The organism is Cellulomonas triticagri, assembly GCF_003696205.1.
Taxonomy (GTDB): Bacteria; Actinomycetota; Actinomycetes; order Actinomycetales; family Cellulomonadaceae; genus Cellulomonas; species Cellulomonas triticagri.
In genome coordinates this window covers 1-18,633 of the sequence record NZ_RFFI01000087.1, presented here as the reverse complement: position 1 = coordinate 18,633, position 18,633 = coordinate 1, and the positions used below count along the sequence as shown (strand labels likewise).

18 protein-coding genes, 2 pseudogenes and 1 riboswitch are annotated in these 18,633 nt (G+C 73.1%); of the genes and pseudogenes, 8 read left to right on the top strand and 12 right to left on the bottom strand.

Translation table 11 applies throughout. The annotated features are described in order from the left end of the window. A partial coding sequence (locus EBM89_RS21330) for a hypothetical protein (protein WP_199732143.1) occupies positions 1 to 194 on the bottom strand: 194 nt, incomplete at its 3' end. A gap of 200 nt (positions 195 to 394) precedes the next feature. Here EBM89_RS21330 and EBM89_RS14645 point away from each other — a divergent pair. Next, positions 395 to 1,612 carry an NADP-dependent isocitrate dehydrogenase gene (locus EBM89_RS14645; RefSeq protein ID WP_122150197.1) on the top strand — a complete coding sequence of 406 codons (1,218 nt, stop codon included), beginning with the start codon at positions 395 to 397 and terminating at the stop codon, positions 1,610 to 1,612. 65 nt (positions 1,613 to 1,677) lie between these two features. Here EBM89_RS14645 and EBM89_RS14640 read toward each other — a convergent pair whose 3' ends face one another. Together EBM89_RS14640 and EBM89_RS14635 are read right to left on the bottom strand one after the other, a co-directional pair. Continuing rightward, entirely contained in the window at positions 1,678 to 2,058 is a 381-nt protein-coding gene (locus EBM89_RS14640; protein ID WP_122150196.1) for a type II toxin-antitoxin system death-on-curing family toxin, read from the bottom strand. A gap of 8 nt (positions 2,059 to 2,066) precedes the next feature. After that, positions 2,067 to 2,261: a hypothetical protein gene (locus EBM89_RS14635; RefSeq protein ID WP_122150194.1), complete on the bottom strand. Its 195-nt coding sequence runs from the start codon at positions 2,259 to 2,261 to the stop codon at positions 2,067 to 2,069. Positions 2,262 to 2,477: 216 nt separating this feature from the next. Here EBM89_RS14635 and EBM89_RS14630 point away from each other — a divergent pair, with 216 nt between their 5' ends. Both EBM89_RS14630 and EBM89_RS14625 read left to right on the top strand, forming a co-directional pair. Continuing rightward, positions 2,478 to 3,590 (top strand): ROK family transcriptional regulator, encoded by a 1,113-nt coding sequence (locus EBM89_RS14630; protein WP_233571755.1) that lies wholly within the window; start codon positions 2,478 to 2,480, stop codon positions 3,588 to 3,590. Between the two features lie 41 nt (positions 3,591 to 3,631). Further along, positions 3,632 to 4,471, top strand: coding sequence for an ATP-binding cassette domain-containing protein (locus EBM89_RS14625; RefSeq protein ID WP_439647189.1), 840 nt, complete (start codon positions 3,632 to 3,634; stop codon positions 4,469 to 4,471). Positions 4,472 to 4,483: 12 nt separating this feature from the next. Here the strand turns inward: EBM89_RS14625 and purU are convergent, their stop codons facing one another. Further along, on the bottom strand, positions 4,484 to 5,350 hold the full coding sequence (gene purU, locus EBM89_RS14620; protein WP_122150188.1) for a formyltetrahydrofolate deformylase: 867 nt from the start codon (positions 5,348 to 5,350) through the stop codon (positions 4,484 to 4,486). A 134-nt stretch (positions 5,351 to 5,484) separates the two neighbouring features. On the opposite strand from purU, the gene EBM89_RS14615 reads away from it, so the two are divergent. The 4 genes from EBM89_RS14615 (at position 5,485) to EBM89_RS14600 (ending at position 9,470) form a co-directional block, all read left to right on the top strand. Next, a complete protein-coding gene (locus tag EBM89_RS14615) occupies positions 5,485 to 5,991 on the top strand; it encodes a GNAT family N-acetyltransferase (protein WP_122150186.1) in 507 nt (168 codons plus the stop codon). Between the two features lie 35 nt (positions 5,992 to 6,026). Further along, positions 6,027 to 6,115: riboswitch (ZMP/ZTP riboswitch) on the top strand. Between the two features lie 62 nt (positions 6,116 to 6,177). Beyond that, positions 6,178 to 7,467 carry a serine hydroxymethyltransferase gene (glyA, locus tag EBM89_RS14610; RefSeq protein WP_122150184.1) on the top strand — a complete coding sequence of 430 codons (1,290 nt, stop codon included), beginning with the start codon at positions 6,178 to 6,180 and terminating at the stop codon, positions 7,465 to 7,467. Positions 7,468 to 7,481: 14 nt separating this feature from the next. Beyond that, positions 7,482 to 8,360, top strand: coding sequence for a bifunctional methylenetetrahydrofolate dehydrogenase/methenyltetrahydrofolate cyclohydrolase (locus EBM89_RS14605; protein WP_122150182.1), 879 nt, complete (start codon positions 7,482 to 7,484; stop codon positions 8,358 to 8,360). 102 nt (positions 8,361 to 8,462) lie between these two features. Then, entirely contained in the window at positions 8,463 to 9,470 is a 1,008-nt protein-coding gene (locus tag EBM89_RS14600) for a hypothetical protein (protein WP_122150180.1), read from the top strand. Positions 9,471 to 9,796: 326 nt separating this feature from the next. Here the strand turns inward: EBM89_RS14600 and EBM89_RS14595 are convergent, their stop codons facing one another. From EBM89_RS14595 to EBM89_RS14555, 8 genes and pseudogenes are all read right to left on the bottom strand, one after another. Then, positions 9,797 to 10,912 carry an ABC transporter permease gene (locus EBM89_RS14595; RefSeq protein ID WP_147463566.1) on the bottom strand — a complete coding sequence of 372 codons (1,116 nt, stop codon included), beginning with the start codon at positions 10,910 to 10,912 and terminating at the stop codon, positions 9,797 to 9,799. Positions 10,913 to 10,983: 71 nt separating this feature from the next. Further along, positions 10,984 to 11,658, bottom strand: coding sequence for an ABC transporter ATP-binding protein (locus tag EBM89_RS14590; RefSeq protein ID WP_122150176.1), 675 nt, complete (start codon positions 11,656 to 11,658; stop codon positions 10,984 to 10,986). After that, positions 11,655 to 12,896, bottom strand: coding sequence for a peptidoglycan-binding protein (locus EBM89_RS14585; protein ID WP_122150175.1), 1,242 nt, complete (start codon positions 12,894 to 12,896; stop codon positions 11,655 to 11,657). Before EBM89_RS14585 ends, EBM89_RS14590 begins: the two co-directional genes overlap by 4 nt. Continuing rightward, positions 12,896 to 13,747, bottom strand: coding sequence for a hypothetical protein (locus tag EBM89_RS14580; protein ID WP_122150173.1), 852 nt, complete (start codon positions 13,745 to 13,747; stop codon positions 12,896 to 12,898). Before EBM89_RS14580 ends, EBM89_RS14585 begins: the two co-directional genes overlap by 1 nt. Continuing rightward, positions 13,732 to 14,037 (bottom strand): annotated as a pseudogene (locus tag EBM89_RS14575) (peptidase inhibitor family I36 protein); the annotation flags it as partial. The pseudogene EBM89_RS14575 and the gene EBM89_RS14580, both read right to left, overlap by 16 nt. A gap of 1,105 nt (positions 14,038 to 15,142) precedes the next feature. Next, positions 15,143 to 16,372 carry a MalY/PatB family protein gene (locus tag EBM89_RS14565; protein WP_122150167.1) on the bottom strand — a complete coding sequence of 410 codons (1,230 nt, stop codon included), beginning with the start codon at positions 16,370 to 16,372 and terminating at the stop codon, positions 15,143 to 15,145. 53 nt (positions 16,373 to 16,425) lie between these two features. Then, positions 16,426 to 17,244 carry an ABC transporter permease gene (locus EBM89_RS14560; protein ID WP_122150166.1) on the bottom strand — a complete coding sequence of 273 codons (819 nt, stop codon included), beginning with the start codon at positions 17,242 to 17,244 and terminating at the stop codon, positions 16,426 to 16,428. Next, positions 17,241 to 18,161 (bottom strand): ATP-binding cassette domain-containing protein, encoded by a 921-nt coding sequence (locus EBM89_RS14555; RefSeq protein ID WP_122150164.1) that lies wholly within the window; start codon positions 18,159 to 18,161, stop codon positions 17,241 to 17,243. Before EBM89_RS14555 ends, EBM89_RS14560 begins: the two co-directional genes overlap by 4 nt. A gap of 130 nt (positions 18,162 to 18,291) precedes the next feature. Here EBM89_RS14555 and EBM89_RS14550 point away from each other — a divergent pair. Further along, positions 18,292 to 18,633, top strand: a pseudogene (locus EBM89_RS14550) (hypothetical protein); the annotation flags it as partial.

The following is an 18,633-nucleotide window of genomic DNA, read 5'->3' as shown; positions in this document are numbered from 1 at the left end:
CCGAAGCCGGTCGGGACCGCCTCGGGTGCCGGGGCGGCGGCGGGCGCGGGTGCGGCGCTGGGTGCGGGTGCGGCGCTGGGTGCCGGCGTCGCGGCGGGGGCCGGGGTGGTGGCAGGCGCCGGGGTGGTGGACGGGGTCGTGGCGTCGGCCGTGCCTTCGTCGGTGGGCTCGGGCTTGTCCTGCGACATGGTCATCCGTTCGTCCGGGTGCGGTGAGTGGGGCGCACGCCCGCGTGCGGGGCGGTGGCGCCGGTGCGGCCCCGGGTCCCGCGCGACCCGTCGAGGGAGTGCGCGGCGGGAGTTCCCCGAGGTCGGAGCACGTCGTCAGCATGCCAGGTGTCGCTGTGCGGCGCCTGGACGCCCGAGATCTCTCGACGTCAAGTAATCTGGCGGGCATGGCGAAGATCAAGGTGGTTGGACCGGTCGTCGAGCTCGACGGTGACGAGATGACGCGGATCATCTGGCAGTTCATCAAGGACCGCCTGATCCATCCGTACCTCGACGTCGACCTGCGCTACTACGACCTGTCGATCGAGAACCGCGACGCGACGGACGACCAGGTCACCGTCGACGCCGCCCACGCGATCCTGGAGCACGGCGTCGGCGTCAAGTGCGCGACGATCACCCCGGACGAGGCCCGGGTCGAGGAGTTCGGCCTCAAGAAGATGTGGCGCTCCCCGAACGGCACGATCCGCAACATCCTCGGCGGCGTGGTGTTCCGCGAGCCGATCATCATCAGCAACATCCCGCGCCTGGTCCCGGGCTGGAACAAGCCGATCATCATCGGCCGCCACGCCCACGGCGACCAGTACAAGGCCACCGACTTCCGCGTGCAGGGCGCGGGCACGCTGACCCTGACGTTCACCCCCGCGGACGGCTCCGAGCCGATCCAGCAGGAGGTCGTGACGTACCCCGAGGGCGGCGGCGTCGCCATGGCGATGTACAACTTCGACGAGTCGATCCGCGACTTCGCGCGCGCCTCGTTCGCCTACGGCCTGCAGCGGCAGTACCCGGTGTACCTGTCCACCAAGAACACGATCCTCAAGGCCTACGACGGCCGGTTCAAGGACCTGTTCCAGGAGGTCTTCGACGCCGAGTACGCCGCCGCGTTCGCCGAGGCCGGTCTCACCTACGAGCACCGCCTCATCGACGACATGGTCGCCTCCGCGATGAAGTGGGAGGGCGGCTACGTCTGGGCCTGCAAGAACTACGACGGCGACGTCCAGTCCGACACCGTCGCGCAGGGCTTCGGCTCGCTCGGCCTCATGACCTCCGTGCTCATGACCCCCGACGGCAAGACCGTCGAGGCCGAGGCCGCCCACGGCACGGTCACCCGCCACTACCGCCAGCACCAGCAGGGCAAGCCGACGTCGACCAACCCGATCGCGTCGATCTTCGCCTGGACCGGCGGCCTCAAGCACCGCGGCAAGCTCGACCAGACCCCCGAGGTCATCACCTTCGCGGAGACCCTCGAGGACGTCGTCGTGAAGACCGTGGAGAGCGGCAAGATGACCAAGGACCTCGCGCTGCTCGTCGGCCCGGAGCAGACCTGGCTGACCACCGAGGACTTCCTCGCCGCGCTGGACGAGAACCTGGCCGCGCGCCTGGGCTGAGCGCCCGCCGCAGGCCCCTCGACGGCCGCCGCCCGCACCCCGCGGGCGGCGGCCGTCGTCGCGTGTCAGGCCGGCGGGCGGTGCCGGCTGAGCGCTCCGGCGACGAGCGGCACGTCGCGCACGCTGCCGTCGGCGACGGCGAGCACGAGCGCGACGGCGTCGTCCTCCGGCATGTGCAGCGCACTGCCGTTCAAGCCGTAGAACAACCGCGCCCCGACCCACCCGACGCGCTTGTTGCCGTCGACGAACGGGTGGTTGCTGACCACCGACACCAGCAGCGCGGCCGCCTGGTCGTCCATCGTCGGGTACAGGCGGACCCCGTCCCAGGTCGCCGCGGGCTGGGCGGCCGCCGCGACGAGGGCACCGGCGTCCCGGATCCGGGGTGGTCCGCCCAGGACGGCCCGGCCGATCGCGACGAGGTCCTCCGCGCCGAGGAAGGTCGTCACGCGAGCGGTCAGGCGAGCCGGTCGAGGATGGCGGCGTCCTCGACGACGATCGACGCGATGAGCGCGTCACGGACGGCGCTGCGCTTGCTCGCGTAGTCGAGCAGGGCGCGGTTGATCGCCTCGTTCTGCGAGATGCCCTCGGCCTCGGCGATGCGGGCCACGGCGATCTCCGCCTCGCCGGACAGGCGCAGGGTGCGGGCCACGGCTGGCTCCTCTCGGTCTGGTACCACGACGGTACCACCGGGCCGGCGGTCGCCGGGAAGCCTCGGGGGTTGCGGTCACCTCGTGAACGCATCCCACCCCGCGGAGCGGGCGTGCGGGTAGGGGGTGCGCACGCCTGTATCCTCGGCTACGTGGGCACCGAGAGAGTGACCCCGGGATCGCAATCTTCACTGCGTGAAGCCAACCGCGCCCGGATCGTGAGTGCCGTCCAGCAGCGTGGCTCGCTCACGCAGGTCGAGCTGGCCGGTGTCACGGGGCTGTCACCCGCCACGGTCTCCAACATCGTCAAGGAGCTCACCGGCGCCGGCGTGCTCGCCACCGCCCCGACCTCCCGCAGCGGACGCCGTGCCCAGCAGGTCACGCTCGCGCGCAACCTCGGGCTGGTCGGCGGCATCCACTTCGGCTCGCGCTCCCTGCGGGTGTGCGTCGCGGACGTCGCGCAGCGGATCGTCGCGGACCAGCGCATGCCGCTGCCCCCGGACCACCGCGCCGACGCCGGGCTCGAGCGCGCGTCGCTGCTGCTCACCGAGCTCGTGGACTCCGTCGGAGCGTCGATGTCCGAGGTCCTGGCCGTCGGCGTCGGGGTGCCCGCACCGGTCGACCCGGAGTCGGGGCGGATCGTGTCCGTCGGCGTGCTGCGCGGCTGGGACGGCGTCTCCGTCCCGGAGGTCCTGGAGCGCCGCCTCGGCGTCCCGGTGCGGGTCGACAACGACTCCAACCTCGGGGCGCTCGCCGAGCTCCGGCACGGGGCCGCCCGCGGCAAGCGGCACGTCGCCTACCTCAAGGTCTCGCACGGCGTCGGCAGCGGGCTCATCGTGGACGGTCGGGTGCTGCACGGCCGCACCGGCGCCGCGGGCGAGTTCGGCCACATCACCATCGACGACAACGGCCCGATCTGCCGGTGCGGCAACCGCGGCTGCCTGGACGCGCTCATCGGCGCCCCGGCGCTGCTGCGGATGCTCGAGTCCAGCCACGGCCACCTCACGCTGTCCGACGTCATCGCCCGCGCCCAGGACGGCGACCCCGGCTGCCGCCGCGTGATCTCGGATGCGGGGCGCCTGCTGGCGGTCGCGGCGGCGAACACCTGCAACCTCTTCGACCCGGAGCTCGTCGTCGTCGGCGGGCGGCTGGCCGACGCGGGGCCGATCCTGCTCGACACCTTCCGGAACGTGCTCGCGCAGCGCACGCTGCCCAGCACCGCCGGTCCGGTCGAGGTCGTCGTCTCCGAGCTCGGCACGGCCGCGGAAGTCCGGGGCGCCCTCGCCCTGGCCCTCGACCACGTGGGCATCGCGGTGGCGGTGGCAGGATGACCGGGGACGGCACGCAGCAAGGACGCAGCGGAGGAGGACGCGTGAGCTCGTCGCACGACGTCGCGCGGCAGACCCAGGACGGGACGGCCGGCGGCAGGACCGAGGCGCGCACGACGACGCCGGTGCTCTCCGTGCGCGGGGTGTCGCGCAACTACGGCGCGGTGCGGGCCCTCGTGGACGTCGACCTCGACATCCACCCGCACGAGGTCGTCGCGATCGTCGGCGACATCGGTGCCGGGAAGTCCACGCTCGCCCGCGTCATGTCGGGAGCGCTCGCCCCGGACACCGGGACGATCGAGCTCGACGGCCGCCCCGTCACCATGCCGTCCACCCGCGACGCCCGCGCCCACGGCGTCGCCGCCGTGTTCCAGGACCTCGCGCTGTGCGAGAACCTCGACGTCGTGCAGAACCTGTTCCTCGGGCAGGAGCTGCGCCGCGCCGGGATGCTCGACGAGCGGCGGATGGAGCGGCGCGCGTGGGAGCTGATGAACCAGCTCGCCGCCCGCGTGCCGTCCGTCCGCGCCCCGGTGCGGGCCCTGTCCGGCGGGCAGCGGCAGGCCGTCGCCGTGGCGCGCAGCCTCGTCGGGGACCCGCGGGTCGTCATCATGGACGAGCCGCTCGCGTCCCTCGGCATCTCCCAGACCGCCGAGGTGCTCAACATGGTCGAGCGGCTGCGCGAGAGCGGCCTCGGCGTCGTCATGATCAGCCACTCGATGGTCGACGTGCAGGCCGTCGCGGACCGCATCGTCGTGCTGCGGCTCGGTCGGATCAACGGGGACTTCGACGCGCAGCACGCGTCCTACGAGGACCTGATCGCCGCGATCACGGGGATCACCCCGACGGGACGGACCCCGCGGCGGCCGGGGCCGGACGGGGTCTGACGGTCACCGCGTTCAGCGGAAGACGATCGTGCGGTGCCCGTCCAGCAGCACCCGGTGCTCCGCGTGCCACCGCACCGCGCGGGCCAGGGCCCGGCGCTCGACGTCCTGCCCCAGCGCGACGAGGTCCGCGACCCCGCGGCTGTGGTCGACGCGCTCGACGTCCTGCTCGATGATCGGCCCCTCGTCGAGGTCGCCGGTCACGTAGTGCGCGGTCGCGCCGATGAGCTTGACGCCGCGGTCGTGGGCCTGCGCGTAGGGGCGGGCGCCCTTGAACGACGGCAGGAACGAGTGGTGGATGTTGATGACGCGCCCGGCGAGCGCCCGGCACAGGTCGTCGGACAGGATCTGCATGTACCGGGCGAGGACGACGAGCTCGACGTCCAGCTCCTCGACCAGGGCGAGCAGCCGCGCCTCGGCATCCGCCTTCGTCTCCCGGGTCACCGGGACGTGGTGGAACGGGATGTCGTAGAACGCGGCCATGTCAGCCAGGGCCGTGTGGTTGGACACCAGCCCGACGATGTCGATCGGCAGGCCCTCGGAGCGCTGCCGGAACGCCAGGTCGTTGACGCAGTGCGCGGCGGTCGAGCCGAGCAGCAGCGTGCGCATCTTCCGGCCCGCGACGTCCAGGGACCACTGCAGGCCGAACCGCGGGGCCAGCGCGGTGAGCGCGGTCTCCAGGTCGGCGCGGCTGCCGGACGACGTGACCTCGACGCGCATGAAGAACAGCCCCGACAGCGGGTCGCCGAACTGCTGCGACTCGGTGATGTTCCCGCCGTGCTCGGCGAGCAGGCCCGCCACCGCGGCGACGATGCCGGGCTGGTCCGGGCAGGACAGGGACAGCACCCAGGAGGTGTCCGGGGTCGTGGTCGAGGTCGTCACGCACGGGAGGTTACCCGCGCCCCCGCCCCGGGGCGTCGCGCGTCCGGCGGCGGGGGGTGTCCGGTGGGTGGAATCCCGTCGAACTCGGGACCTCCGGGTGGTCGCTCGCGCCGAGCGGCTGCGACGATGGGGGCATGAGCGAGACCCTGACCATCCGGCCCGTCGTCGACGCCGACGCCGGGGAGCTGCTGACGCTGCGCCGTGCCGCGTTCGTCACCGAGGCGCAGCAGTACGACGACCCGCACATCCCGCCGCTGACCCAGACGCTGTCCGAGCTGCGGGCCGACGTCGCCGCGGAGGGTGTCGTCACGCTCGGCGCGTGGGCGGGGCACCGCCTCGTCGGGTCGATCCGGGTGGTCCTCGACGGCAAGAAGGCCACGCTCGGCCGGTTCGCGGTCGCCCCCGACCAGCAGGGGCACGGCATCGGCACGCAGCTGCTGCTCGCGATCCTCCCGCACCTGCCGGAGGACGTCGAGGAGATCTGGGTGTTCACCGGCCGGGACTCGGTGCAGAACCTCGCCCTGTACGAGGAGCACGGCTACACCCACGAGCACGACCGCACGGTCGGCGACCTCACCTACGCGTACCTGCGGCGCATCCTGTCGGGCGGCGACCCGGCGGGGGAGCCCGCCTCCGCCTGAGACGGCCTGCCGCCGCCGCGGGGCGGTTGCTAGGCTGGCCGCGTCGCGACTGGCGCACAGGTGGGTCACCACCGGGGAGCGACGCAGCACGAGCGACGTCGGGTCGGACGCCTGGGCCCCGCGGTCATCCACACACCACCGGTGTGCGGTACGACGAACCGCGCACGCCGACTGCCGAGGAGACGCATGAGCGCCGACAGCACGCCCCTGCTCGACCAGAACCTGTCCCAGGTGGACCCGGAGATCGCCGCCGTGCTCGACGGCGAGCTCGCCCGCCAGCAGGGCACGCTCGAGATGATCGCGAGCGAGAACTTCGTCCCGCGCGCCGTCCTGCAGGCGCAGGGCTCCGTGCTCACGAACAAGTACGCCGAGGGCTACCCGGGCCGCCGCTACTACGGCGGCTGCGAGCAGGTCGACATCGCCGAGGACCTGGCGATCACCCGCGCGAAGGCCCTGTTCGGCGCCGAGCACGCCAACGTCCAGCCGCACTCCGGCGCCACCGCGAACGCCGCGGTGCTGCACGCGCTCGCCAACGCCGGCGACCGCATCCTGGGCCTCGAGCTCGCGCACGGCGGCCACCTGACGCACGGCATGAAGATCAACTTCTCCGGCAAGCTCTACGACGTCGGCGCGTACGGCGTGAACCCGGACACCTTCCTCATCGAGCCGGAGGCGATCCGCGAGGCCGCGCTGAAGCACCGCCCGCAGGTCATCATCGGCGGCTGGTCCGCCTACCCGCGGCACCTCGACTTCGCCGCGATGCGGGAGATCGCCGACGAGGTCGGCGCGAAGCTCTGGGTCGACATGGCGCACTTCGCGGGTCTGGTGGCCGCCGGTCTGCACCCGTCGCCCGTCCCGTACGCCGACGTCGTGTCGTCGACCGTGCACAAGACCATCGGTGGCCCCCGCTCCGGCTTCATCCTGAGCCGCGAGGAGTACGCCAAGAAGATCGACTCCGCGGTGTTCCCGGGCCAGCAGGGTGGCCCGCTCATGCACGTCATCGCCGCGAAGGCGGTGTCGTTCAAGATCGCCGGCGGCGAGGACTTCAAGGCCCGCCAGCAGCGCACCATCGACGGCGCCCGGATCATCGCCGAGCGCCTGACGGCCCCCGAGGTCGCCGCCGCGGGCGTGTCCGTCCTGACCGGCGGCACCGACGTGCACCTCGTGCTCGTGGACCTGCGGAACTCCGCGCTCGACGGCCAGCAGGGCGAGGACCTGCTGCACGCCGTCGGCATCACCGTGAACCGCAACGCGGTGCCGTTCGACCCGCGCCCCCCGCGCGTCACCTCCGGCCTGCGCATCGGCACCCCGGCGCTCGCGACCCGCGGCTTCGGCGACGCCGAGTTCACCGAGGTCGCCGACATCATCGCCACGGCGCTGGTGGCCGGTCAGTCCGCGGACGTCGAGGCGCTGCGGGCGCGTGTGGCCAAGCTGGCCGACGCGTTCCCGCTGTACCCCGGCCTGCAGCAGTACTGAGCGGGGCCGCTGACATGACGGCGAAGACCCTCGACGGCAAGGCCACGGCCGCCGCGATCAAGTCCGAGCTCAAGGTCCGGGTGGACGCGCTCGCCGCGCGCGGCGTCCGCCCGGGCCTGGGCACCCTGCTCGTCGGCGAGGACCCGGGCTCGGTGTCCTACGTCGCCGGGAAGCACCGGGACTGCGCGGAGGTCGGCATCGCCTCCATCCGCGAGGACCTGCCCACCGACGCCTCCCAGGCCGACATCGAGGCCGCCGTGCAGCGGCTGAACGACGACCCGGCCTGCACCGGGTTCATCGTCCAGCTGCCGCTGCCGCGCGGCATCGACACCAACCGGGTGCTCGAGCTCGTCGACCCCGACAAGGACGCGGACGGCCTGCACCCGACGAACCTGGGGCGCCTGGTGCTGCGGGTCAACGAGGACGTCACGTCCCCGCTGCCCTGCACGCCGCGCGGCATCGTCGAGCTGCTGAACCGGCACGGCGTCGACCTCGCCGGGGCCGACGTCACCGTCGTCGGGCGCGGGACCACGGTCGGCCGGTCCATCGGCCTGCTGCTGACCCGCCGCGCGATCAACGCCACGGTGACGCTCACCCACACCGGCACCGTCGACCTCGCGGAGCACACCCGCAACGCGGACGTCATCGTGGCGGCGGCGGGCGTGCCCGGCATCGTCACCGCGGACCTGGTGAAGCCCGGCGCCGTGGTCGTCGACGTCGGCGTCTCCCGGGTCACCGACCCGGAGACCGGCAAGAGCCGCATCGCGGGCGACGTCGACCCCGGCGTGGCCGAGGTCGCGGCGTGGATCTCCCCGAACCCCGGGGGCGTCGGGCCGATGACCCGCGCGATGCTGCTGGCCAACGTCGTGGAGTCCGCCGAGCGGCAGGGCTGACGCACGGGGGCGCGCACGACGGCGGCGGAGCGCCTGCTGACCGGTCCACGGGGCCGGCGGCTGTGCGCCGAGCTGCTGCGGCGCGCCCCCGGCGGGGACGTCGTGCACCGGGCGTGGTTCGCCGCGGCACGGGAGGTCGAGGACGCGCGCGGTGACATCGCCGGGCTCACGGTGGCGGTGCTGGTCAGCACCTCGGGTGACGCCCCCGCGGTGGCACCTCCCGTGCTGCCGCTGCCGGAGGCCCTCGCGTCGGTGGACCCGGCAGCGGCCGTCGACCCGGACGTCCTGCTGCCCGCCCTGAGCGACACCGTCGCGTCGGCGATGGGGTGGCAGCCCCCGCACGGCGAGGACGTCGCCCTGGCCCGGCCCGAGGTCGTGGCGGCGCTCCTTCCGGTCGCGCGCGCCCTGCTTGCGCACCCCGCGTCGGCCTGGTGGGGGACCGACCTGGACCCGGACCAGTCCCGGACGGTCTGGGACGACCGGACCGAGGCACCTGCCGTCGGCTCGACCGCGGCTCGGCTGGCGGCCTGGAGGCGCGACGTGCTGGAGGACGAGCGCAGCCGGGCGGACTACCGGCGGCGGCACGGGGTCGGCCTCGGCGGCACGTGGTGGGTCACACCCGCGCTGGCGGGTCTGCTCAGCACCTCACGCCGCCTGCCCGGTGCCGGGAGCGCGGCGCTGTGGATGACCGAGGACGACGTCGGGTGGGACCACGGGGACGTCGTCCCCTGCGCCGTCGACCCCGGAGCGCGGGTGCTGGAGGTGCACGGCCCCGAGGACTGGGCGGCGCTGGTCGCGGCCCACCCCCTCGACGTCACCGAGTCCCGAGCGCCCGACTGGTACGGCGCGGTCGACGCGCGCCCGGGCCGCTGGCTGCTGCCCGACTGGTCGTCCGTCGCACGCGAGCACGACGGCGTGCACGTCAGCCTGCTCGGCTGGCTCACGACGTCCGGCGTCGCGGTCCCGGTCCCGGGCCGGGACCCCGCGAGCACGACGCTGGCGGGCTGGGACCCGGACACCACGTGGTGGCTCGCGGACGTCCCCCGCCGCGAGGCCGCGCCGACGCGCTGGACCCGCACGGACGAGCACTGGGATCCCACCACCCCCTGAGCCCGTCACCGCGAGGTCGAGCTCGCCGGCGTGAGCACCGCACGTGCCTGGCTGACGACGCAGGCCGCTGACGACCTCGCCCAGGCCCGCACTTTCGAGACGCCCCACGTCGTACGGCTCGACGCGACCTGACCCCGGGTCGCGACCAAGTCAGTTTCCCTCGATGCCTCCGGGGGGATCTACCGTCGGGCCCCGCTCGATGCCGGGAAGTCCGGTCACTCCTTGTCGAAGTTCGGGGTGTTGTCGGCGTTCGCCGGGTCGGTGTCGGTGGTGGGGTCGAGTCCGAGCCGCGCCCCGGGGGGTGATGGTCGGCCCGCCGCGCGGGTCTACTCGACGCGGACCGCTTGTGCTGGGTGTATTTGCGCTGCTCGGCTTGAGGGGTAGGCGGAGGCGATGATTCCGGTTCCGATCCCGAGTGTGATTCCGAGGGCTAGGAGGTCGGGGGACAGGCGTGCTGTCCATTCGAAGCCGGCTGCTGTCGCGACGATGAGCCAGCAGCCCAGCGCAGCTCCGACGAGACCGCCGAGCAGCCCGACGATCATTCCCTCCCCGAGGAACAGCCGCACGATCATTGGTGATGATGCTCCGAGTGCTCGTCTGAGTCCGATCTCGGCGGTTCGGGCAGACACCGAGGAGGCGGTGGTGTTCCCGATGAGTAGTGCGGTGATGACGGTCAAGACGATGCCGAGCATTCCTGTGAGTCGTCCTAGTTGGGTGTCCACCCCTTCGCGGAGTGCGGCGAGATCGACCACGCGAGAGGGGGACAGCGCGGTGGGCGCGTCGGGGCGCACGGCTGCGGCGAGGACCGCGGCTACGCGTGCGCCGGCGCCGGGTTCGGTTGTCACGACCATGCGGGCGGATGCGTCGCTGGAGAGCATCTCGACACCGATCGAGTAGGGGATCAGGACCAGCTCGTCGAGCTGCTCGCGCCCTGGGGGCAGTGTCCCGATGACTTGCAGCTCGCGGCCACCGACCTCGATGGTGACCCCGCTGTAGGCGGACGTCGTCGGGAGCCCGAGCCGTTCTGCAGCTCGAGCTCCGACGAGCGCGACGGGTTGGACGTGGGGGGTCGAGAACGCCCATGCGGAAGGGCTCTGGGCACTGGCGCCGATCAGGTATCCGCCGGTGACAGCGATGACGCCTGGTGGGCGTTCGCTGGTGTTCAGGATCCCTGGCCGTGATACCGGGGCGAGGTCAGAGTTCAGCTCGACTCGTAGCCCTGCGGTGCGCACGAGGGGAACGTCTGTGGCGCGGGCTTCGGCGTCCGGGGGGAACAGGTCCCCGCCTCGCCCGTCACTCCCAGTCGCTGCGCTGAGCGTGACTTGGTCCTGGATCGAGGCGGCCAGGTCGCCGGCGATCTGCTCGGCGGCGGTTCGCCCGATACCGATGCTAGCCACGGTCACACCGACGCTCATCGCCACCGCCAGGACGAGCATGCTCATCCTTCCTCGTCGCGAGTGGATCGACCGGAAGACCTCGTCGAGGTCGTCGACGAGACCGCGTTGCCACCCGTTCACCGGGCGAGCTGCCCGTCGCGTAGCTCGACGACGCGGTCAGCCCATCGAGCGGTAGGTCGGTCGTGCGTGATGACGACCACGGCGATCCCTGAGTGCGCAAGCTCGTCCAGTAGGTCGAGAACCTCTCCTGCGGTGTCGGGGTCGAGGTTGCCGGTGGGCTCGTCCGCGAGCAGGAGCGAGGGCGTGGTGACGGTAGCGCGGGCGATCGCGAGGCGCTGCTTCTCCCCGCCAGACAGCAGGCGGGCGGGGGCGTCAGCGTGCTCGAGCAGACCGACCGAATCGAGCGCTGCGGCGATGAGGCGCTCGCGCTCGCTCGCCTGGGTCCTTGCCGTGGAGAGTTTCAGGTGGACGTTGTCCCAGCACGATCGGTTGCCCAGGACGTGGTAGGCCTGGAACACGAAGCCGATGGCGTCGCGTCTGAGCGCGTCACGCTCCCGAGCGCGTAGTGAGGTCGTGTCGCGCCCGAGGAGCTCGTAGGTGCCCTCGTCCTGTACGTCCAGCAGGCCCAGGATATTCGCCAGCGTCGATTTGCCCGCTCCCGAGCGACCCGTGATGGCGACACGCTCTCCCGCCTCGACCCGGATCGACACCCCCCGCAGCACGTCGATCGTCCGGGAGCCGTCGGCGTACCGCCTGCGGAGCCCCGAGGCGGCAACGACCGTGCCGGTCATCCGACCACCACGCGCTCGCCGGCCCGGACATCACCCTCGACCAGCGCCATCCCGTCGCGCGAGGCCCGCACCGAGACCTCGACCTCGTGCGATCGTGCGGGGACCTGCGAGGGAGCCGTGTCGAGGACGAGGACTGCCAATCCGCCTTCCGTCTCGCGGATCGCAGCGAGCGGGACGACGGTTCCCCGCAGCGGCTCGTCCGTGTTGTCCAGCGACACGGTCACCTGTCCGCCCTCCGTCAGACCTTCCCCGTACTCGAGCGAGACCGTGATCTCGTACCCCGGGGGCTGGGTGTCACTGGCCTCGCGGAAGTCGCTGGCCGCGGAGACGGTCCCAGCGACCGGCGCCGTCGTCCCAGGGCCGGTCACCGTGACGACCGCGCCGACGGTGAAGCTGTCGGACACCGACAGGCTCGCTCGCCCGAGGGCCACCGGCTGTCCCGTCCTCAGCTCGACCGCTGGGACGCCGTCGTTCAGCACGGTCCCCACGGCCGCGGCTGACGTCACGGTCGCCTGTCCGGCGATCGCGAACACCTCCCGAGCCGGCAGCCAGCCCGCAGCCCGCGCTTCAGCAGCCTGCAGCTCGACACGAGCACGCGCCAGGTCACCGCCGTCCGCGGTGGGCTCGCCGACCTGAGCCTGCGCGGCCTGAAGTGCTGCGCGGGCCTCCTCGACGGCGGTGAGGTCGTCCTGGGCCGGCGTCGGCGTCGCCGCGCCGACCGATCGGTACAGCTCGCTGATCGCGGTCTGGGTCCGGGCACCGAGGACCCCGTCCGCCTGCCCGGGGTGAAGACCGAGTGAGGCGAGTGCCTCCTGCACGGCGCGGACATCGCTGCCCGTGTCACCCGCGAACAGGTCCCGGTACAGCGGAAAGGGCAATGCGAGCGCGATCACAGGGCGGTCGGCCACATCGACCAGAGGTGTCCCTGAGCGGACAAGGTCTCCGACGCTCACCCGCTGCCGCGTGATGACCGGCTTGAGCTCTCCTGGTGGACTGTCGAGGACCACAGGTGTCACCGTCCCGGTCGAGATCGTGCCGTCCAGCGACACGGCCTCGGGAAGGATCTCCCCTTCGATGACGCCGGCCGAGGCGACGACGTTCGCGTTCGCGTTCTGCCTGGCTTCCTCCCAAGGTGAACGGACCTGTGTCCCGATGATGAAGGCCGCTGCGCACGCCAGGACTGCGACACAAGCGACAATCACCCACGGTCTGGCGCGCCGCCACCGCTCCGCGCGCACTAGGCGTGCTCGGCGACGTACTGCCGCGCATCGTCGAGCATCTCGTCGTACTCGGCTCGCATCTCCCGGAGCTCGGCGAGATGGTCCTCGACGATCGGAGCCTGGAGGGCCGCCTCGATGTCGGCCAGGCGCTGGACGTAGTTCGTCTGCTCCTTGCAGTCGACGTCGACCAGCGCCGCACGGATGTTGGCCTCCGTCGGCTCCAACGAGGTGCCGGCGATCGCCCAGGGACTACGAGAATCATCGACGGACAACCCGCCCTGCGCCAGGCAGGACTTCCACGCGGAGAACACCTCCTGCGCCTCGTCTGAACCGAGTGCCTTGTCGCTCAGCCCGGTCGTCTCCTCGGCGTAGTCGAAGCCTGCGCGGATCCGGGTGGACTCGAACCGCTGCGCGTCCTCGGTGGCGTTGCAGCGTTCGTAGACGGCCAGCTCCTCCTCGGTCGGGTCAGCAACGGGGGAGCCGGACTCGCCAGCTGCGTCGGAGTCGAGCGCCAGCGAATCGGGCAGGCCGTAGCCGTAGCGCTCCGCTTCCGGCCGGAACCACACCCCGTACCGCCGACTCGACGTGCTGTCGGACGTCGACGTGCCGCGCGGTTCGACAGGCACGCCCGCGGCCGCCACACACGAATCGAACGCGATTCCCTGCGCGGCGAAGATCTCGTACTGTTCGGGCTCGGTCAGCATGAACCGATCGAGCGGGAGGGAGATCGACCCGACATCAGGGTCCACCTCTGCGCGCACCGTGGCCGGGTCGACCGCAGTGGTCTGCTCCGTGTTCGGCGAACAAGCCGCGGCCGAGGCGATCACCACCCCGGCCGCGACCAGCGCGCGCATCAGACGGTCGGACACTGCTGCCAGTTCTGCGAGCCGATGCGGTCGTTCCAGTCCTGCTGGTTGTATGTCCCGTACCCCCCACCGTTGCGCAGGTCGGGGTCCTGGTAGACGCCACCGCGAGCCGGCCGGGAGAAGTAGATGTACGCCCCGGTGTAGTCGGTGTTGTCCCAGAACCGCGCGCAGTTCGTGTTGCCGTTCGACTTCACCGACGTCGTGATGTTGTTCCAGACCAGCCCCAGCTTGACGCCGTTCGCGTACTGAGCGATCCCACCGGTGTAGGACAGGTCCTGCCACATGCACGCGTTGCCCGAGTTGCACTACCCGATGTCCGCCTGCGCGGGAGCGGCGAAACCACCGACCGCCATCGCGGCGACCGTCGCCGCGATGATCCTCGTTCGAACTCTCACCCTTGCTCTCCGATCCGGACACTCCGGTGCCCTGTTCCATGACGATGACAGCGCAGCTCGACGTCACCTCGTCACGCCCCCCGCGGCTTCCGAGGCGCGAGCGCCACGGAGTTAGGGCGAGTTAAGGCAGCGTCACTGGCTGTCATCAAGATTCCTAACAGGAAGGCCGGGGTCGCGAGCGTGAAACTGGAGACGTTGCGCAGCAGAAGCAGCGCGTGCAGGGTCGAACGGGCCCGATAGGGAGCCGGCAACGGACGTTGGTCCTGAGACAACCATCCCGATCTGACGATGTCGAGCACCACATCAGGCCTGGGGTCCTTCGCGTGCCTGCGCGGTCGCGAGGGCCCGGTGGCGGGCGGACGCGTGCCCTCGGGGAGCTGGCTCGTCGGGCGTGGTCGTGGTCGGCCCGGGAGCTGGTCGTCGCCGACGCCAGCTGCTCGAAGAACCGGCGCGGGGACCTGCCGCGCGGGGGTCGATGGATCTCGGGGCGACCGGGGGTGGCGCGCGTGGTCGACCCGGGGGCCACCTTGGTGGGCTCGTCGCGTTCGCGTTCGCGTTCGCGTTCGGGCTCGGTGCCGCAGTGGTCTCATGGGGGGTGTCCGTTCGGGCTTGCGATGCTCGCGGCCTTGACGCGGTGCGGCGCGCTTTGATGGGTCCGGGTGGTGGGTGTTCGGCGCTCAGCAGGGCGCTGGCGGCCTCGTGCGCCGGTCCTGCGTCCCCGGGAGGGCGCCGCTCGGCATCGCCTCGCCGTCGACGTTGACCAGGTGCCGGCCGATGGCGTGGGGCTCGCGGTGCTCGCGGCTTGTTCGGTACGGGCCGCTCGTCGACCCGGTCTCGGCCGAGTTGGAGGCCGGGTCGGGGGACCTACCGTCGCGGCGGCCGCAGCTCGACCCCTCGCCCGCCCGGTGACGCCGCGGCGCTGGCGGTCTTCCTCCGCGTCGTCGACCGGCCGGGACGGGCTCGGCGGCGCGGCAGGGGGAGGGTGCGCCGCCGGGGCCGGCGGTCAGCCGGAGCGCACGGCGGCGGCGAGAGCGGCGACGGTGTCCCGCAGCACGGGTCGGGGGGTCGCGAGCGTGTACCGGACGTGCCCGCGCCCGGCGTCGCCGCAGGCCGGGCCGTCGGTGAGCTGGACCCCGGCGGCGGCGAACACGCGCCCGGGGTGGTCGCCGAGCCCGAGCCCTCGGACGTCGAGCCAGGCGAGGTAGGTCCCCTCGGGCGGGGTGTACCGGACCTCGGGCAGGTGGGTGGCGAGCAGCGCGGCGAGCTCGTGGCGGTTGCCGTCGAGGTAGGTGACGGCGGCGTCGAGCCACGGCCCGCCCGCGGTGTACGCGGCGGTGGACGCGACGACGCCGAGCAGGGACGCGCCGTGCTCGTACTCCTCGCCGACGTCGTGCCAGCGGTCGAGGTCGGCGGGCGGCAGGACGACCTGGGCGCACTTGAGCCCGGGCAGGTTCCACGCCTTCGACGCGGAGACGGCGGTGACGGCGTGCGCGGCGGCCTCCGGCGAGACGGTCGCGTAGGGGACGTGCCTCCGTCCGGCGTACACGAGCGGGGCGTGGATCTCGTCGGCGAGGACGCGCGCGCCGTGCGCGTCCACGACGCGGGCGATGCCACGCAGCTCGTCGTGGTCGAGGACGCGGCCGGTGGGGTTGTGCGGGTTGCACAGCACGAGCAGCCCGCCGCCGTCGGCGAGCGCCCGGCCGATGCCGTCCAGGTCGTGCACGAGCCGGTCGCCGTCGCGGACCATCGGCACCTGCACCACCGGGCGGCCGAGGACGCCCGGGACGGTGAGGAACGGCATGTACGCCGGGGTCGGCAGGACGACGGCGGACCCGGGGGCGGTCAGGTGCCGGACGGCGGCCCGGAACGCGGCCATGACGTCGCCGACGGGGCGCACGCGGCCGGGGTCGACGTCCCAGCCGTACCGCTCGCGGGCCCACCCGGCGAAGGCGGCGGCGAGCGCGGCGTCGTCGGCGGGCGGCAGGTACCCGAACCGCTCGGCGTCGACCGCGGCGTGCAGGGCCGCGCGGACCTCGGGGGCGGTGCCGAAGTCGGCCTCGGCGACGAACGCGCCGATCCGGTCCGGCGCGAGCGTCCACTTCAGGCTCCCGGCGGCGCGCAGGTCGGCGACGGTGCGCCGGTCGGCGGCCGCCGCGAACGCGGCAGCGGACGACCGCGCGTCCCGCGGTCGGGGGAGGCCGGTGGCTGGGGCGCGGTCACCCGCCCATCCCACCACCGACGTGCCCCGCGGTCACCCCCGCGCCCCGCCCCTGGGGACCACGGGCGTCAGCGTGCGGCGCGCCGCCGGAACAGCCAGGCCGCGACGAGCCGCGCGGCGAGCAGCAGCCCGCCGCACCACAGCAGCGCGGCGACGGGGTGGGCACCGGGCACGCCGGTGAGCCAGGCCCGCACGGTGTCGGTCACGGGGGTCACGGGCTGGTAGGTCGCGATCACCTCGAGCACCCGGGGCATGGTCTCCGGCGGGACGAACGCGCTGGAGACGTACGGCAGGAACATGATCGCGAAGGTGAACCCGTTCGCGGCCTCCGGGCCGGAGGCGACGATGCCGATGCACACGGCCACCCAGGTCAGCGCGAGCACGTAGAGCAGCAGCAGCCCGGCTGTGCCCGCCCAGCCCAGGAGCCCGGCGGTGGGCCGGAACCCGACGGCGAACGCCACGCCGACGACGAGCGCCGTGGACACGGCGTTGCGGACGACGGACTCCACGACGTGCCCGGTGAGCGCGGCGACCGGGCGCACGGGCAGGGTGCGGAACCGGTTCATCAGCCCGCCGGTCATGTCGGACGCGACGGAGACCGCCGTGGTGGCGGCGCCGTACCCGGCGCAGAGCAGGACGATGCCGGGGACGACGAAGTCCACGTAGGCCTGCCCGGTGCTGATGGCGCCACCGAAGACGTAGACGAACAGCAGCATGAGGATGATCGGCAGGGCGAGGCCCATGATCAGGGTGTCGGGGGTGCGCAGCGAGCGGCGCAGGCTGCGGCCGATCATCGCGGCGGTGTCGTGCAGGGCCCAGCCCCCGCGCGGCGGTCGGACGGGGGCTGCGGCGGCGGGTGCGGGTGCGGTGGCGGTCGTGGTGGTCATGACGCCTCCCGGGCGCTCGCGGTGCCGAGGTCGGCCGTGGTGCCGGCGGCGGTGCTGTGGCCGGTGAGGGTGAGGAACACGTCGTCCAGGGTCGGGACGGCGACCCGCCAGCGCTCGACGGGCAGGGCGCGGCGCTCGACGTCGGCGAGGATGCGCCGGACGTCGGGGACGGAGGCGTCGGTGCGGATGCGCTCGGTGCCGCCGCCGACCAGGTCGACGACGACGTGCGCGGCGCCGACGCGGTGCTTGAGGTCGTCGGGGGTGCCGTGCGCGATGACGTGCCCGCGGTCCAGGACCGCGACCCGGTCGGCGAGCGCCTCGGCCTCGTCCAGGTACTGGGTGGTGAGCAGCACCGTGGTCCCGTCGCCGACGACGGTGCGCACGACGTCCCAGAGGTCGGCGCGGCTGCGCGGGTCGAGGCCGGTGGTGGGCTCGTCCAGGAACAGCACACGGGGCCGGGTGAGCAGCCCGACGGCGAGGTCGAGGCGGCGGCGCATGCCGCCGGAGTAGGTCCGCACGACGCGGTCGGCGGCGCCGGTGAGGTCGAACAGGGCGAGCAGGTCCTCGCCGCGCGCCCGGCCCGCGTCCCGGGGCAGGTGCGCGAGGCGGGCCATGAGCCGCAGGTTCTCCCGGCCGGTCAGCAGCTCGTCCACGGCGGTGTACTGGCCGGTGAGGCTGATCGCCTCCCGCACCCGCGCGGGGGAGCGCCGCACGTCGTGCCCGCCGACGGTGGCGGTGCCGCCGTCGGCGCGCAGCAGGGTGCTGAGGATCTCGACGGTGGTGGTCTTCCCGGCGCCGTTCGGGCCCAGCAGGCCCAGCACCTCGCCGGGTGCGACGGCGAGGTCCACCCCGGCCAGCACGGTCGTGGTCCCGAAGGCCTTGCGCAGGCCGCGGGTCTCGATCATCGGTCCGTCCATCGCCCGCTCCTTTCTGTCTACGTCGTACACGGTTCGCGGTGTGTATGTTGTACACAGTTTCGCGGTGACGCGTCAACGCCTTCCGGTCCGGCAGGATGCGTGCGTGGTGGACGAGCAGCGAGGAGGGTCGGTGGCGGACGACGAGGAGCGCGCCGCGCGCGAGGCGAAGGACGCCCGGCGCGCGGCCGAGGCCGCGCGCAAGCACGCGGACTCCCTGCGCCGCGACCGGGAGAAGGCCGCCCGCGCGCTCGCCAAGGAGTCCGCGCGCGCCGAGAAGGACCGCGAGAAGGCCGCCCGCGACGCCGAGAAGGCCCAGCGGGACCGCGACCGCGCCGGGCGCGCCGCGCAGCAGGAGACCGAGCGGCTGCGCGCCGAGCAGGAGCGCGCGGTCCGGGAGGTCGAGCGCGAGGCCGACCAGGCGGAGCGGGAGGCCCAGCGCGCCGCGCTGGACGCCGAGGTCGCCGCCCGCCGC

Coding starts and splice junctions, on each gene's coding strand:
- EBM89_RS14645 (WP_122150197.1), top strand. CDS start 395: ATGGCGAAGATCAAGGTGGTTGGACCGGTCGTCGAGCTCGACGGTGAC.
- EBM89_RS14615 (WP_122150186.1), top strand. CDS start 5,485: ATGAGCGAGACCCTGACCATCCGGCCCGTCGTCGACGCCGACGCCGGG.
- glyA (WP_122150184.1), top strand. CDS start 6,178: ATGAGCGCCGACAGCACGCCCCTGCTCGACCAGAACCTGTCCCAGGTG.
- EBM89_RS14605 (WP_122150182.1), top strand. CDS start 7,482: ATGACGGCGAAGACCCTCGACGGCAAGGCCACGGCCGCCGCGATCAAG.
- EBM89_RS14595 (WP_147463566.1), bottom strand. CDS start 10,912: ATGAGCATGCTCGTCCTGGCGGTGGCGATGAGCGTCGGTGTGACCGTG.
- EBM89_RS14590 (WP_122150176.1), bottom strand. CDS start 11,658: ATGACCGGCACGGTCGTTGCCGCCTCGGGGCTCCGCAGGCGGTACGCC.
- EBM89_RS14560 (WP_122150166.1), bottom strand. CDS start 17,244: ATGACCACCACGACCGCCACCGCACCCGCACCCGCCGCCGCAGCCCCC.
- EBM89_RS14555 (WP_122150164.1), bottom strand. CDS start 18,161: ATGGACGGACCGATGATCGAGACCCGCGGCCTGCGCAAGGCCTTCGGG.